Source organism: Agromyces mediolanus (genome assembly GCF_044917495.1).
Taxonomy (GTDB): domain Bacteria; phylum Actinomycetota; class Actinomycetes; order Actinomycetales; family Microbacteriaceae; genus Agromyces; species Agromyces mediolanus_B.
This window is the reverse complement of sequence record NZ_JAVSSI010000008.1, coordinates 89,215-103,044: the sequence shown is the minus strand read 5'-3', so window position 1 is coordinate 103,044 and position 13,830 is coordinate 89,215. Positions and strand designations below refer to the sequence as shown.

Annotated in this window: 13 protein-coding genes; 4 read left to right on the top strand and 9 right to left on the bottom strand. The window is 73.7% G+C overall.

The features are described from left to right. Nucleotides 1-588, top strand: coding sequence for a helix-turn-helix domain-containing protein (locus ROT00_RS12760; RefSeq protein ID WP_404775404.1), 588 nt, complete (start codon nt 1-3; stop codon nt 586-588). Between the two features lie 308 nt (nt 589-896). Further along, a complete protein-coding gene (locus tag ROT00_RS12755; RefSeq protein WP_404775403.1) occupies nt 897-2,735 on the top strand; it encodes a DUF222 domain-containing protein in 1,839 nt (612 codons plus the stop codon). Between the two features lie 14 nt (nt 2,736-2,749). Here ROT00_RS12755 and ROT00_RS12750 read toward each other — a convergent pair whose 3' ends face one another. Both ROT00_RS12750 and ROT00_RS12745 read right to left on the bottom strand, forming a co-directional pair. After that, entirely contained in the window at nt 2,750-3,922 is a 1,173-nt protein-coding gene (locus tag ROT00_RS12750) for a serine hydrolase domain-containing protein (protein ID WP_404775402.1), read from the bottom strand. Beyond that, on the bottom strand, nt 3,919-5,352 hold the full coding sequence (locus tag ROT00_RS12745) for a purine-cytosine permease family protein (RefSeq protein WP_404775486.1): 1,434 nt from the start codon (nt 5,350-5,352) through the stop codon (nt 3,919-3,921). The genes ROT00_RS12750 and ROT00_RS12745 overlap by 4 nt, the downstream gene beginning before the upstream one ends. 212 nt (nt 5,353-5,564) lie before the next feature. Here ROT00_RS12745 and ROT00_RS12740 point away from each other — a divergent pair, with 212 nt between their 5' ends. Further along, on the top strand, nt 5,565-6,194 hold the full coding sequence (locus ROT00_RS12740) for a TetR family transcriptional regulator (protein ID WP_404775401.1): 630 nt from the start codon (nt 5,565-5,567) through the stop codon (nt 6,192-6,194). Nucleotides 6,195-6,286: 92 nt separating this feature from the next. Here the strand turns inward: ROT00_RS12740 and ROT00_RS12735 are convergent, their stop codons facing one another. Together ROT00_RS12735 and ROT00_RS12730 are read right to left on the bottom strand one after the other, a co-directional pair. After that, complete coding sequence (locus ROT00_RS12735) at nt 6,287-6,964, bottom strand: GyrI-like domain-containing protein (protein ID WP_404775400.1); 678 nt, start codon at nt 6,962-6,964, stop codon at nt 6,287-6,289. A gap of 127 nt (nt 6,965-7,091) precedes the next feature. Next, nucleotides 7,092-7,709, bottom strand: a complete 618-nt coding sequence (locus ROT00_RS12730; protein WP_404775399.1) for a helix-turn-helix domain-containing protein — start codon at nt 7,707-7,709, stop codon at nt 7,092-7,094. Between the two features lie 79 nt (nt 7,710-7,788). Between ROT00_RS12730 and ROT00_RS12725 the strand changes: the two genes are divergently transcribed. Continuing rightward, nucleotides 7,789-8,769, top strand: a complete 981-nt coding sequence (locus ROT00_RS12725) for an NAD(P)/FAD-dependent oxidoreductase (protein WP_404775398.1) — start codon at nt 7,789-7,791, stop codon at nt 8,767-8,769. Between the two features lie 48 nt (nt 8,770-8,817). Here ROT00_RS12725 and ROT00_RS12720 read toward each other — a convergent pair whose 3' ends face one another. From ROT00_RS12720 to ROT00_RS12700, 5 genes are read right to left on the bottom strand one after another with little or no spacing between them, the layout of a single operon-like run. Beyond that, nucleotides 8,818-9,717: an ABC transporter ATP-binding protein gene (locus ROT00_RS12720; RefSeq protein WP_404775397.1), complete on the bottom strand. Its 900-nt coding sequence runs from the start codon at nt 9,715-9,717 to the stop codon at nt 8,818-8,820. Continuing rightward, nucleotides 9,714-10,775 (bottom strand): FecCD family ABC transporter permease, encoded by a 1,062-nt coding sequence (locus tag ROT00_RS12715; protein WP_404775396.1) that lies wholly within the window; start codon nt 10,773-10,775, stop codon nt 9,714-9,716. Before ROT00_RS12715 ends, ROT00_RS12720 begins: the two co-directional genes overlap by 4 nt. Next, nucleotides 10,772-11,884 (bottom strand): iron chelate uptake ABC transporter family permease subunit, encoded by a 1,113-nt coding sequence (locus ROT00_RS12710; RefSeq protein WP_472974911.1) that lies wholly within the window; start codon nt 11,882-11,884, stop codon nt 10,772-10,774. The genes ROT00_RS12715 and ROT00_RS12710 overlap by 4 nt, the downstream gene beginning before the upstream one ends. A gap of 7 nt (nt 11,885-11,891) precedes the next feature. Continuing rightward, nucleotides 11,892-12,791 carry a siderophore-interacting protein gene (locus ROT00_RS12705; protein ID WP_404775394.1) on the bottom strand — a complete coding sequence of 300 codons (900 nt, stop codon included), beginning with the start codon at nt 12,789-12,791 and terminating at the stop codon, nt 11,892-11,894. Then, a complete protein-coding gene (locus ROT00_RS12700) occupies nt 12,788-13,756 on the bottom strand; it encodes an ABC transporter substrate-binding protein (RefSeq protein WP_404775393.1) in 969 nt (322 codons plus the stop codon). The genes ROT00_RS12705 and ROT00_RS12700 overlap by 4 nt, the downstream gene beginning before the upstream one ends. Between the last annotated feature and the right edge of the window lie 74 nt (nt 13,757-13,830).

Below are 13,830 nucleotides of genomic sequence, written 5' to 3'. Positions count from 1 at the left end.
ATGCGCCGCGCCGTCCCCCCTGGCCCCAGCTCCTCCCCGCTCGCGATCGGAGCGCACCTGCGCAACGCGCGCACCGCGCAGGGGCTCACCCTCGCCCAGCTCGCCGAGGCGAGCGGGCTCACGAAGGGGTTCCTCAGCCGGCTCGAGCGCGACGAGACCTCGCCGTCGGTCGCCACGCTGCTGCAGCTCTGCCAGGTGCTCTCGCTGCCGATCGGCTCGCTCTTCGCCGAGCCCGAGATCCAGGTCATCCCCTACGCCGAGGCGCCGCGGGTGAACTTCGGCGGCACCCGGGTCGCCGAGCGGCTCATGTCGCCCCGCAGCGAGTCGCGCGTGCAGCTGCTGCGCTCCGAGATGGCGCCCGGAGCGTCCGGCGGCGCCGAGCTCTACACGATCTCGAGCGACGTGGAGGTGCTGCACGTGCTGTCGGGCGCGCTCACGGTGCGCTTCGTCGACCGCGCGGTCACGCTCGTCGCCGGCGACGCACTGACGTTCCCGGGGCGGGAGCCCCACAGCTGGACGGCCGACGACGAGCTCGGCGCCGAGGTCATGTGGGTGATCGTGCCGGCGCCGTGGAGCGGCACGAGCTAGGCGGGGGCTCGGCGCACGTTCGGGGCGCGGCGGGTCGCGGTTCGAAGCCCGTTCGGCGCGCGGTTCGGCGCGAGGTTCGGCGCGGGGCGGGTGCGCGGTCAGGTGGCGCAGTGGCGCGGTCACGCGGCGCAGTGACGCGGGGACGCCGTTGCGCGGTGGCGCCGTTGCGCCGCGGGCACAGTGGCGCGGTGGCGCGGATCGCGGATCGCGGATCGCTGGTCCTCCTCCCCAGCCTGCGAGACCGCCCGTTTCTCCACACATCGAAGAGAGCTTCGAATCTTCGCCTCGATTCCGCGTAGCGTCGAACCATGGAACCCACCCCCGATCCGCCGGCCGCCCTCGCGGTGCTCGGCGAGCGGTTCGCCGCCCTCGCCGAGGCGTGGTCCGGCGCCGTGCGACTCGGCGCGGGAATGCTCGGCACAGGAGGAATCCGCGCAGGGGAAATCGGGGCAGAGGGAATCGGCGCAGGGCCGTCGCATGCCGCCGCCGACGCCGCGCGGGGTCTGAGTGACGACGGACTCGCGCGCGTACTCACGGCCGTCGCCGGCGTCGTGCGGGCCGCCGAGGCGATCGAGTCGGCGTGCTCCGCCGAGCTGGCCTCACGATGCACCGGGGAGCCGGGCGCCGACCCCGCCCGGGATCGCGGGTTCTCTTCGGCGACCCGCTTCGTCGCCGAACTCACCGGCCGCCGCACGAGCGACGCGGCCGCGCTCGTCGCCGTCGGCGAGGCGACCGCCGCGCGGTGCACGCTGCTGGGCGCACCGCAGCCGCCCAGACTCCCCCACCTGTCGCACGCACTCGCGACCGCCGAACTCGGCCTCGACGCGGCGGAACTCGTACGGCGGTTCCTCGATCGCGTCGCCCCGCGGGTCGCCCCCGAACTCCTCGACTCAGCCGAAGAGTTCCTCGTCGAGCGCGCGGCCGAGGCGAGCCCCGAACGCCTCGGGCAGCTCATCAAACTCCTCGAGGCCCGCCTCGACCCGGACGGCGTGCGACCGCGCGAAGACGAGCTCCGAGCTGGACGGGGCCTGCGCATCTGGGAGGACCGAGCGGGGATGGTGCAGCTCCGCGGCGCGCTCGATCCAGTGAACGGCGCCGCGCTGAAGGCGGCGGTCGAGGGGCTGGTCGGGGCCGAGCTGCGGCGAGCGCGCGACGCGAGGCACCGGCATCCGCACGCGCAGCCGGAGTCCCAGCCGCAGGCGCACACGCAGGCGTCGCATCCGGAGTCCCGGCCGCAGGCGCAGCACGAGCTCGGACCGCACGACGACACCCGCACCGCCGAAGACCGCACGATCGCCCAGATGAACGCCGACGCGCTCGCCGATCTCATGCGCCACGCGCTGGGCTGCCGCGAGATCCCGACGCTCCGGCAGACGACCGTCGTCGTGCGCGCCGACGCCGAGGCCCTCCTCTCCGAACGCGAGCGCTGGCACGGCCACGGCCGCGGCCACGGCCACGGCCACGGCACGATCGACGGCATCGAGCAGCCAATCTCGATCGCGAGCGTCCGCGCGCTGATCACCGCCTCGGGCATCGCGCCGTTGTTCGTCGGCAATGAGGGCGAGCCGCTGCAGCTCGGGCGCTCAGCTCGGCTGTTCAGCGCCGCCCAGAAGCTCGCCCTCGCCGATCGCGACGGCGGCTGCGCGTGGCCGGCATGCTCGAGGCCGCCCTCGCACACCGAGGCGCACCACATCGCGTGGTGGCACCGCGACGACGGGCGCACCGACCTCGACAACGGCATCCTGCTCTGCAGCCACCACCATCATCGGGTGCACGACGACGGCTGGCGCATCATCGTCCGCGGACGGGAGCGATGGTTCGTTCCGCCCCCGCACGTCGACCCGACCGCGACACCCATCCGTGCCGGCACCGCCGCCGACCGCGCGGTCCGCGCGCGCGTCGCGACCATGCGGTCGGGGGCGGCATCGGTCGACACGGCGGCGGTCGAGACCGCATCCGTCGCGACGGCGGCAACCGACACCCCACCCGTCGAGACGGCGGCAACCGACACGGCATACGTCGAGACGGCAGCAACCGACACCCCACCCGTCGAGACGGCGGCAACCGACACTGCACACACCAAGACGGCAGCAGCCGACACCCAGGAGGCCGGAACGACGCCGGCCGAGACGACGCGGGCCGCCTGATGACGCCGCAGCGATCAGGGGAGCCGATCGAGCGCCTCGCTCACCTCGAACAGCAGTCGGCCCTGCCGCTCGTGCCACTCGGCAGTGTCCGGCTCGGGCCAGCTCGACAGCTTCACGATGACCGAGTCGGTTCCAGGGTCGAGCCAGAGGTGCTGGCCGTGGATGCCGATGCCGCTCACGTTGCCGCGCGCGTTCCCGGTGCACCACCACTGCCGGGTGTACGAGCCGTTCGGATACGCCGTGGCGAAGCCCGCGTCGGACATCGCCGCAGGGTCGCCGCCCGCGAGCGTCCCACGCACCCACTCCTCGGAGACGACGCGGCCGCCCGGCGCGACGCCGCCGTCCAGCATCAGCCGTCCCACGCGGGCGAGGTCGCGAGCGGTGCACGACACACCGCCGTTGGCGAAGCCGAACCCCGCCGTGTCGACCGTGATGCTCGCGTCGCGGTCGGCGCCGAGCTTCGCCCAGAGCCGCTCCGAGAGCACCTCGGCGTAACGCTGCCCGGTGACCCGTTCGACGATCCAGGCGAGCACGTCGGTGTTCGCGGAGCAGTACTGGAACGTGCCGGTCTCGCCGCTGCCCCGCAACGTCGTGAGGAAGGTCGAGGTGTCGGCCGGGTCACCCGCCCGCCGGCTGCGCCAACCCGCGGAGCGGTCGTGCGTCTGCACCTCCGCGGCGGGGTTCACGTAGTCCTCGTCGTAGTCGATCGCGATCAGCATGTCGAGTACGTGCCGCACGGTCGGCCCGTCGAACACGGAGCCGGTGAGCTCGGGCACGTATCGAGTGACGGTCTCGGCGGGATGGATCAGGCCGTCGTCGACGAGCGCCCCCACCACGATCCCGCAGAGCGACTTCGACACGCTCATCAGCAGGTGCGGCGCATCCGGTGCGAAGCCGGGCCGGAAGTACTCGGCGACGAGCTCCGTGCCGCGGAGCACCAGGAACGCGTCGGTGAAGGTCGCGACGAGCCGCTCCTCGAGCTCGGGCACGAGCCCCTCGAGGCCGTCGGGTCCGCCGAGCCGCACCGTCGCCTCGCCAGGCGGGCGCCGTCTCGCGACCGTCGCGGTCGGCACGAGCTCGCCGAGGTGCGCGAACGCCCAGCGGTTGTCCGGGGCCTCCTGCCAGCTGTCGATCGTGGGCCGCCCGGGTGCGGCGCCCGGGAAGCGCGGCGGGTGCGCGCCGCTCATCGTGCCAGCTCCGTTCCGGCGCGACCGCCGCCGAGCCGCGTCCGCGACAGTCCCGCGTACACGGCCGCCGCGACGAGCATCCCCGCCGGCACGGACAGGTCGATGCCGCCGAGCTCGAGCGAGACCGGACCGGTCCAGACCTCGGTCGACAGGCAGAGGGCGGTCGCGAGTCCGCCGAGCAGTACCGCGGACATGCCGGGGATGCTCCATCCGCCCGTGTACCAGAACGGGCCGCCGCGGCCGGCGTCGAAGAGCGCCGCGCCGTCGTACCGGCCGCGCCGACGCAGCACGTCGGTCGTGAACACCGCCATCGCCGGCGCGGAGACGATGACGAGGAACTGGAGCATCAGATTCACCGCGTCGAGGAGGCTCGTCGACATGACGAGGTAGAGCGTGAGCGCCGTCCCGATCACGCCGACGACGATCGCGGAGGGGATGCGCCGGATGGGCACGCCGACCGCCTGCAGCGCCATGCTCGAGGTGTAGGTCGTCATCCCGTTCAGCGCGATCGTGTTCACGATCACGGCGAGCACGAGGAGCGGTCCGAGCCAGCTCGGCAGCAGTGCGAGGAGCGCCGATTCGATGCCGGCGGCCATCGCCGCGTCGCTGATCCCGGTCGCGAGCAGGGCGCCGACGACGGTGAACAGGATGCACGGGAGGGCGCCGCCGAGGGCGGTCGCGGCGACGATCCGCCACGGCTTCGTCGAACGGGGCAGGTAGCGGGCGATGTCGGGGCTGTTCGAGTACGACAGCGGCGTGGACGCGAGGATGGTGAAGCCGATCGTCATCGCCGACCAGAGCGGCACGCCTGAGAGCGGTTCCGCCGGCCGGTACGCCCAGTCGACGTGGGGCAGGATGCACGCGGTCACGGCGAGGAAGACGAGGAGCAGCCCGATCGTGATGATCGAGTAGCTCCGGATGATGAGCGCGTGCCCGTACACCGCGACGAGCACCGTCACGGCGGACACGACGAGGGTGACGAGCACCGGCCCGAGCACCGGGTCGTCGAACCCCCAGGCCGCGAGCAGGTCGGCGCCCATGAACGAGGAGGCGAGCCAGTTCAGCGCGAGGAACACGGCGGAGATGATCCAGCCGGTGAACGCGATGACGACCTTGTTGCCGACGACCCCATAGATGGCGCGGGTGATGACGGAGCCCGAGGTGCCGGCGGCGGGGCCGGTGATCGCCACGATGCCGGGGAAGACCCACGGCAGGCTGCCGACGACGATGACGACGATCGCCTGCCAGAGCTCCAGCCCCAGCAGGATCATCGTCGCGCCGATCGTGAAGTTCAGCACGCTCACGTTGGGCGCAGCCCAGACCCAGAAGAGGTCTCGCGGCCGGCCGCGGCGTTCGGATGGCGCGACGAGCTCGATGCCGCGCGTCTCCGGGCGACTGGGCGCGTCGATGAACGCGGCGGCGTGCTGCACACCGGCGAGCGGGTGCTGCTCGCCGACGGGGCGGGATGCCTCGCCCCTCGTCGGGGTCAGGGGGTCGTGGGTCGACACGAAGGTCCTCTCGGCTGGCCCGGCGGTGCGCCGAGGGAGCCGAGGCGTCATCGCATCCCGTCGGGCCATCCGCGGGCTATTGGTCACTCGACCAATGGGCTATTGGTCGCTTATCCAATAACATGGAGCGCATGATGTCAAGCGCACCCCAGCCGCGGGCCAGGAAGGCCCCGGAGGAGCGGCGCGAGGAGATCATCCGGGAGGCTGCCGGCATCGCCCTCGGCGAGGGCCTCGAGCGGGTGACCCTGCGGGCGGTCGCCCACCGGCTCGGCGTGCGGCCCGGCCTGATCAGCCACTACTTCCCGGTCGCCGACGAGCTCGTCATCGCCGCGTTCGTGCGGGCGGTCGGCGACGAGCGCGAGGAGCTCGTCACCGAGGGCGGCGACCCGCTCGCACGCATCGCCCGCTTCGTGGCCCGGGTCGAGAGCCCGGCGGCCGTCGACGTCTCCCGGCTCTGGCTGAACGCCCGGCACCTCTCGCGCTTCAGCCCCGCCCTCGGTGCGGCCCTCCTCGAGCAGGAGGCCCTCGATCGCGCCCGGCTCCGCCGGCTGATCGAGAGCGGGATGGCCGACGGCACCTTCCACTGCGAGGACGCCTTCGACGCCTGCATCCGGATCTTCGTCGCGGTCGACGGCTACGGCGCGTACGCGAACAACCTCGGCGCATTCGAGCACGACGCCTACACGCGCTTCGTCACCGACGCGACCGCCTGGGCACTCGGGCTCGACCGCGCCGAGCTCCGGGCGGCGGCCGGCGACCGCTGAGGCCGGGTACCGGGGACTCGCGCCCGACCCACTCGCACGGCACTCGGCACGAAGCGCTCCGCACGGAGCATTCAGCGCGTCAGCACTCGAACTCAGCCGGCGCGCGTCGCCGCCTCCGCCAGCCGAACCGGCTGGCGCAGCACCGTGCGGAGCTTCTCCGGCGCCGTGCGGCGGGCGTCGCTCAGATAGATCTCGTGGTGGTCGCCCGCGAAGGTCAGCCCGTGCTCGGGCAGGTACTCGTCGTGGAGCCGCGCGAGCGTCGGGCCCTCGTCGTCGTAGGAGCCGAGGTGCAGGATCTGCACGCAGCGCCCCTCGTGCAGGGTGCGCAGCTCGAGCGCCTCGATCGTGGCGCCCAGTTCGCCCGGCGCCTTCGCGAGCGCTCGCCCGCGCGCGACCTCGAGGTGCCCGTCGTCGATCCACTCGGGCTGCACGATGAGCATGGTCCAGCTCCACGCGGACTTGTCGCGAGTGACGAAGCTCGCGGGATCGTCGGCGCGCCACAGCCCCTCGAGCGGAGCGACGACGAGGTCGCGGCCGAGCTCGCGCTTGCTCAGGAACTTCAGCGCGTACGACACCGAGTAGAGCGCCTGCACGGCGGCGGCGTAGGCGGGGGCGGTGTTCGGGTCGCCGTGCCCGTCGATCGCGAGCACCCGCATCGGTGGCACCTCGACGACGGCGAAGTCGCGCGCGCTCGGCGCGTAGAGCTCGCGGAACGCGCGCTTCACGTCGTACTTCACGTCGGACTCTCCGTGGGACTGCGCCTCGGCCATGCGGCGACGATACCGGCGCCCGCCGACAGCCGACCGCGCATCCGCACAGCAACCGCAGCCGCAACCGCAACCGCGCAGCCGCGCAGCCACGCAGCAGCCGCACCCGCACCCGCAGACAGCCGCCGCCTCAGCCCTCGACCGTGCGCAGGTGCACCCGCTCGCCCTGCGCGCTCAGCAGGTTCAGTACCTCGGCCGGCTCGAGCGAGGCGCTCACCATGCCGTGCGGCACCCGGGTGTCGAACTCGGCCGCCTCCCCCGGCTCCAGCACGAGCTCCTCGTCGCCGAGCGCGAGCCGCACCCGCCCGCTCAGGACGTAGATCCAGTCGTATCCGCCATGCGCGCGCTGCGGCACCGGCGACTCGGGCGGATGCCCCGGCAGCACCATCTTGTAGGCGTGCAGTCCAGGGGTGTCCCTCGTGAGCGGGATGATCGCCTTCCCGTCACGGTAGAACGGCTTCGGCCGCACGCGCGGGTCGGCGATCTGCGGCGCCCCGACGAGGTCGTCGAGGCTCACCCGGTAGGCCGCGGCGAGCCGCATGACGAGGTCGAGCGTCGGCTTCCGCCCGCCGGACTCGAGCCGGGAGAGCGTGCTCACCGAGATGCCGGTGCGCTCCGACAGTTCGGCGAGGGTCGCCCCGCGCCGCTGACGGAGCGCCCGGAGGCGCGGGGCGACCGCGTCGAGGGCGCGTTCGAGCTCGTCGTGCGGCGATCCCGGCTCGGGTTCCGGATCCCATTCCTGCGCCATCGTCGCCTCTCGCCGCTCATGTTTGCCACTTCAGCAACACAGCTTGCCACATCCATCCGGCCGCCGCAGGATCGGGAGCATGGAGAACCGCACCCCGCCCCAGTACGACGTCGTCATCGCCGGAGGCGGCCCCGCCGGGCTCAGCGCCGCCCTCATGCTCGGACGCTCCCGCCGCCGCGTCCTCGTCGTCGACGAGGGCCTTCCCCGCAACCGCTTCGCGGGCCACATGCACGGCGTGCTCGGCCGCGACCACACCTCGCCGCTCGAGCTCCTCGCCGACGGCCGCCGGGAGCTCGGCCGCTACGAGGACGTCGAGCTCCGCGAGGGCGCGATCGTCGCCGCGACGCGCGGCGCGGCCGAGGCATCCGGCTTCCGCGTCGAGCTCCGCGACGGCGCCGTGGTCGCCGCCCGGCGCCTCCTCGTCGCGAGCGGCCTCCGCGACGAGCTGCCCGCCGTCCCCGGCCTCGCCGAGCTCTGGGGCCGCGGCGTCTTCGTCTGCCCCTACTGCGACGGCTGGGAGGTGCGCGATCGGCGCATCGCCGTGCTCGCCGGCGAGCATCCGAACCCGCACCAGGCGCAGCTCATGCGCCAGCTGTCCGACGACGTGGTCTTCCTGACCGACGGGCGTCCCGTCGACGACGCCGTCCGCGCGGGCCTCCTCGCGCGCGGCATCCGCATCGAGGAGCGCCCGCTCGCGCGGGTCGCGACGGATGCCGCGGGCGAGCTCGCCGCGCTCCACCTCGACGACGGCGCAGAGCTCCCGGTCGACGCCCTCCTCGTCGCACCCGTCCCGGCGCCGAGCGACGGACTCCTGCGCGCCCTCGGCGCGGAGCACGCCGAGCATCCGATGGGCGGATCCTTCGTCGTCGTCGACCAGATGGGCCGCACGAGCGTCCCCGGCCTCTGGGCGGCGGGCAACGTGACCGATCCGCGCTCCTCGGTCCCCTTCGCCATGGCGGCCGGGAACTTCACGGGCGCGGCGATGAACGCCACCCTCGTCGAGGAGGAGGTCGAGGCGGCCGTCGCCGGGCTTGCCGCGGCTGCCGCCGTCGCCGGCTGAGCCACGTCGCAGGCGCCGAGCTACGCGGGCAGGCGCTGAGCGACGCGGCTACGCGGGCAGGCGCGGCACGACGAGGGGCGTGCCGGTGTGCGGGTCCGGGATGATCGTGCAGGGCAGCCCGAACACCCGCTCGACGAGCTCGGCGGTCAGCACCTCGCCGGGCACGCCCGCGGCGACGACCTCGCCGTCGCGCATGACGATGAGGTGGTCGGCGTAGCGCGCGGCCTGGTTCAGGTCGTGCAGCACCGCGACGAGCGTGCGGTCGCCCGCGCGGTGGAGCCCCCGCAGCAGCTCGAGCAGCTCGTACTGGTGCGCGATGTCGAGGAAGGTGGTCGGCTCGTCGAGGAGGAGGAGCGGCGTCTGCTGGGCGAGCACCATCGCGACCCACACCCGCTGCCGCTGCCCGCCCGAGAGCTCGTCGACGGCGCGGCCGGAGAGCTCCGTCGTGTTCGTCGCGGCGAGCGCGGCGGCGACGGCCTCCTCGTCGGCGCGGCTCCACTGCCGGAAGAGCCCCTGGTGCGGATGCCGCCCGCGCGCCACGAGGTCGGCCACCGTGATCCCCTCCGGCGCGATGGAGCTCTGCGGCAGGAGGCCGAGGCGGCGGGCGACCTCCTTCGCCGGGTACTCCGTGATCGTCCGGCCGTCGAGCACGACCCGGCCCGCGGCGGGGGCGAGCACCCGGGCGAGGGCGCGCAGCAGCGTCGACTTGCCGCAGGCGTTCGGCCCGACGACGACCGTGAACGATCCGGTCGGGATGCTGAGCGACAGCTCCTCCGCGATCGTGCGCGTGTCGTAGGCGAGGGTGAGGCCCTCGGCCGCGAGCCGGGCGGGCGGGGCATCCCCCGCGTCCCGCACGGCCGCCGTCGCGGCGGCGCGCACCGCCGTCCCGACCGTGGTCCCGGTCACCGTGGTCCCAGTCACCGTCTCGGTCATCGTCGTCTCGGTCATCGTCGTCTCGCTTCCGTGATGAGCAGCCAGATCAGGTACACGCCGCCGACGCTCACCGTGACGACGCCGACCGGCAGCTGGGTGGGGGCGAAGAGGTGCTGGGCGACGAAGTCGCTGGCGGCGAGGAGGAGCGCGCCCATCGCCGCGGCCCCCGCGAGCGTCACGCCCGCCGAGCGGCTCAGCCGCCGGGCGAGCTGCGGTGCGGCCAGCGCGACGAACGCGATCGGTCCGGCGGCGGCGACCGAGGTCGCGGTGAGGGCGACGCCGAGCACCACGAGCACGAGCCGGGTGCGCCCGGTGCGCACGCCGAGCGCGGTCGCCGCGTCGTCGCCGAGCTCCAGGAGGTGGAGGCGCCGGCTCATCCCGGCGGCGACCGCCCAGAGCACGAGGAGCACCGCCGCCGCGGGCACGGCCTGCGCCCAGCCGACGGCGTTCAGCGAGCCGCTCGACCAGGCCGCGGCGGCGAGCGCGACGTTCAGCTCCGCGCTCAGGATCAGCCAGGTGTTCAGCGAGGCGAGCATCGCGGAGACGCCGATGCCGACGATGATGAGCCGGAAGCCGTGGAACCCCCGCCGGTACGCGAGCAGGTACACGACGACCGCCGTCGCGAAGCCGCCGAGGAGCGCGCCGGAGGCCGTCGCGAAGTAGCCGGTGCCGGTCGTGATGATGACGAGCAGCCCGCCCGTGTAGGCGCCGGTGTCGAAGCCGATGACGTCGGGGCTGCCGAGCGGGTTCCGGGTGATCGACTGGAAGATCGCGCCGGCCGCGCCGAGCGCCGCGCCGAGCATGAGCGCGAGGAGCACCCGGGGCAGCCGCCAGTCGAGCACGACGAGGTTCGTGCGCCGGTCGCCCTGGCCGAGCAGCGCGCCGACGACGTCGCCGAGCGGCACGGCGAAGTCGCCGGTGCCGAGGCTCACGACGCCCACGGCGAGCGCGGCGGCGAGCAGGGCGGCGACGACGATCGCGTGGCGCACCCCGATCCGGATGCCGAGGCCGCCGCCGGGCGAGTGCAGCTCGACGGCGCGGTAGCCGTGGTCGACCCGCGTCGGCGCGCTCACAGCCCGCTCACCCGCCGGCGCCGCACGAGCGCGATCAGCACGGGCGCGCCGACGAAGGCGGTGACGATCCCGACGGGCAGCTCGCCGCTCGGCAGCACGACCCGCCCGGCGACGTCGCTCGCGAGGAGCAGCACCGGGGCGGCGACCGCGCTGCCGGCGAAGATCCAGCGCTGGTCGGGCCCGGTGAACCAGCGCACCGCGTGCGGCACCATCAGCCCGACGAAGCCGATCGGCCCGGCGGCGGCGGTCGCCGCCCCGCAGAGCAGGGTGACGGCGACGATCGAGACGATCCTGGTGCGGACGATCCGCGAGCCGAGGGCGACGGCGAGCTCGTCGCCGAGCGCGACGGTGTTCAGCGGCCCCGCGACGAGGGCGGCGAGCACGAGCCCGGCGACGACGAACGGCGTCACCCAGCCGAGAAGCTCGGGCGGGGCGACGACGATGCTGCCGGCGTTCCAGCCGCGCATGCGGTCGAAGACGTCGGGCAGGAGCAGGGTGATGCCGCTCGTGATGCCCGCGAGGAACGCGCCGATCGCGACGCCGCCGAGCGTGATTCGCAGCGGATCCGGCCCGCCGCGGCCGGCGGTGCCGATGAGGTACACGCCGACGGTCGCGACGATCGCACCGCCGAAGGCGAACCACACGGTCGCGCCGAGCGAGGTGAGCCCGAACGCCGCGGCCGCCGCCGTCACCGCGAACGCGGCGCCCGCGTTCACGCCGAGCAGCCCGGGATCGGCGAGCGGATTGCGGGTGAAGGCCTGCATCACCGCACCGGCGACGCCGAGCGCCGCACCGACGAGGATGCCGAGCAGGGTGCGCGGCAGCCGCAGCTCGCGCACGATCGTCCCGGCCTCGTCGGCCGACCCCCCGATCGCGGCGAGCACCTCGGCGATCGACAGGCCCTTCGACCCGATCGCGAGGCTGAGCGCGACGCATCCTGCGAGCACCGCGAGGGACACGGCGAAGCCGAGCGTCCGGCGCCCGGCCGAACCGGCCCGCGGGCGCCGCTCCGCCTCGCCCGCGCCACCTCCGGGGGCCTCGCCCCCTGGAGCCCCGCCTCCGGCCGCACCGCTCCCGGTCGGCGCGCCCGGGGCCTCCGTCACCGACATCGCCGGCTCAGAGCCCGTGAGACTCGAGGACCGCGACGTACTCGTCCTGCAGCTCCTCCTCGTCGCGGGACCCGTCGTCCCACATCTCGCTCAGGCGCGTGCGCACGTCCTCGGGGAGCGCCTCGTAGCGCTCGCGCCACTGCTCGGCGCGCTCCACCCAGTAGCCGACCACCTTGTAGGCGGTGGGCGGCAGCCCGAGCTCGTGGCGGAGGTGCTTGCGGATGGCGCGGGTGACGGCGCTCTCCCCCGCGACCCAGACGTAGCCGGGCGTCTTCGGCAGCTCGCTCGCGCGCACGATGTCCTCGAGCCGGCTCGGCGAGTGGCCGTTGCCACCGTGCACCCAGGTGAGCTCGACGTTCGCGGGCAGCTCGGGACGGTGCTCGTCCTGGTCGTCGGCGACCTCGAGCACGAGCTTGGTCCGGACGCCGGCTGGCGCCTGCTCGGCGAGGCGCACCGCGGCGGGCAGCCCGGTCGCGTCGGCGACGAGCAGCTGCCACTCGATGTCCTCGGCGGGGGCGTAGAGGCCGCGCGGCGTGTTCACCCCGGCGATGTGACCGGGCTCGGCGCCGAGCGCCCAGGCCGCGGCGACGCCGCCGTCGTGGACGACGAAGTCGATGACGAGCCGGCCGGATGCCTCGTCCCACGCGCGCACGGTGTAGGTGCGCACCTCGCAGGGCTCGACGCCCTCGGGGAACTCCCAGTAGCCGTCGTCGGTGGCGACCGGCAGCCCGGGCTCGTCGTGCCCCTCGGCCGGCAAGAAGAGGCGGAGGTACTCGTCGCCGACGCCCGAGGAGACGAAGCCCTCGAGGCCGGGGCCGGTGAACTCGATCCGGATCATGCCGGGCGTGAGCCGGCGGACCTCGGCCACCTCGACGCGGTGCACCAGGTTCACTTCGGGGCGGCTCATCCGAGGAGCGCCTTCGCGATGACCTCGAGCAGGGCGGTCTGCCCGCTCGGCGAGCCGTAGCTCATCTCGTAGTTGTAGGGGAAGACCTGGCCGTTCGCGACCGCGGGCAGAGACGTCCAGAGCGCGTTCGACTTCAGCGCCGCCTCGTCGGTGATGAGGCCCGAGCCGTCCTCGGCGACGCCGGTGAAGATCACGTCGACGTCGGCGAGTTCGCCCAGCTGCTCGTGGCTCAGGGCGCGGCCCTCGCTGTCGGGCTCGCCGTCGCCGTCGCTGTCGGCGACCGTCGAGATCGAGAGGCCGAGGTCGGCGAACACGAGGCAGGAGATGCTGTAGCAGCCGACCTGCACCTGATCGTCCCAGTAGGAGGCGTCGGCGACGACGGGGTCGAGGCCGCGCGCGTCGAGCTCGGCGCGGATCTCGGCGACGCGGGCGTCGTAGGCGTCGACCCATGCCTGGTGCTGGGTGTCGCGGCCGAGGTCCTTCGCGAGCTGGGCGAACTTCACCCGCCAGTCGCCGCCGTCGAAGCCGTTGTAGGTGTACGTCGGCGCGATCGGGGTGAGCTGGTCGTGGAGGTCGGTCTCGTAGCCGAGGCCGTTCAGGATGAAGTCGGGTCCGACGTCGAGGATCTTCTCGAGGTTGAACTCGGGGTAGTTGTGGAAGGTGCCGATGCCCTCGAGCTCCTCCTGCGGGAAGAACGTCGGGAATCGGTCGAAGTCGTCGCGGATCGGCTGCTCCTTCGCGAGCGGGATGCCGAGGGTGATGAGCATGTCGACGTCGGTCGTGTAGAAGCCGAGGGCGGCCTTCGGCTCGGCGGGGATCGTGACCTCGCCGTACTCCGTGTCGACGGTGAGCGTCTCCGCTGCGGCGTCGTCGGCCGCGGAGGAGGCGGCGCAGGAGGCGAGGAGCAGGGTGGCCGCGATGGCGGCGGCGGCGCTGCGGAGCGCGCGCGAGGATGCGATCTTCATGTGGCCTTCACTGGATTCGGGGATGGGGCGCCCGGATTAGCTTAGGCTTACCTAACAGCGCCGCCTTCGATCCT

Excerpts from the sequence above, each read along its gene's own strand:
- ROT00_RS12760 (WP_404775404.1), top strand. The coding sequence starts at position 1 with ATGCGCCGCGCCGTCCCCCCTGGCCCCAGCTCCTCCCCGCTCGCGATC.
- ROT00_RS12755 (WP_404775403.1), top strand. The coding sequence starts at position 897 with ATGGAACCCACCCCCGATCCGCCGGCCGCCCTCGCGGTGCTCGGCGAG.
- ROT00_RS12750 (WP_404775402.1), bottom strand. The coding sequence starts at position 3,922 with ATGAGCGGCGCGCACCCGCCGCGCTTCCCGGGCGCCGCACCCGGGCGG.
- ROT00_RS12740 (WP_404775401.1), top strand. The coding sequence starts at position 5,565 with ATGTCAAGCGCACCCCAGCCGCGGGCCAGGAAGGCCCCGGAGGAGCGG.
- ROT00_RS12735 (WP_404775400.1), bottom strand. The coding sequence starts at position 6,964 with ATGGCCGAGGCGCAGTCCCACGGAGAGTCCGACGTGAAGTACGACGTG.
- ROT00_RS12730 (WP_404775399.1), bottom strand. The coding sequence starts at position 7,709 with ATGGCGCAGGAATGGGATCCGGAACCCGAGCCGGGATCGCCGCACGAC.
- ROT00_RS12725 (WP_404775398.1), top strand. The coding sequence starts at position 7,789 with ATGGAGAACCGCACCCCGCCCCAGTACGACGTCGTCATCGCCGGAGGC.
- ROT00_RS12720 (WP_404775397.1), bottom strand. The coding sequence starts at position 9,717 with ATGACCGAGACGACGATGACCGAGACGGTGACTGGGACCACGGTGACC.
- ROT00_RS12710 (WP_472974911.1), bottom strand. The coding sequence starts at position 11,884 with ATGTCGGTGACGGAGGCCCCGGGCGCGCCGACCGGGAGCGGTGCGGCC.
- ROT00_RS12705 (WP_404775394.1), bottom strand. The coding sequence starts at position 12,791 with ATGAGCCGCCCCGAAGTGAACCTGGTGCACCGCGTCGAGGTGGCCGAG.
- ROT00_RS12700 (WP_404775393.1), bottom strand. The coding sequence starts at position 13,756 with ATGAAGATCGCATCCTCGCGCGCGCTCCGCAGCGCCGCCGCCGCCATC.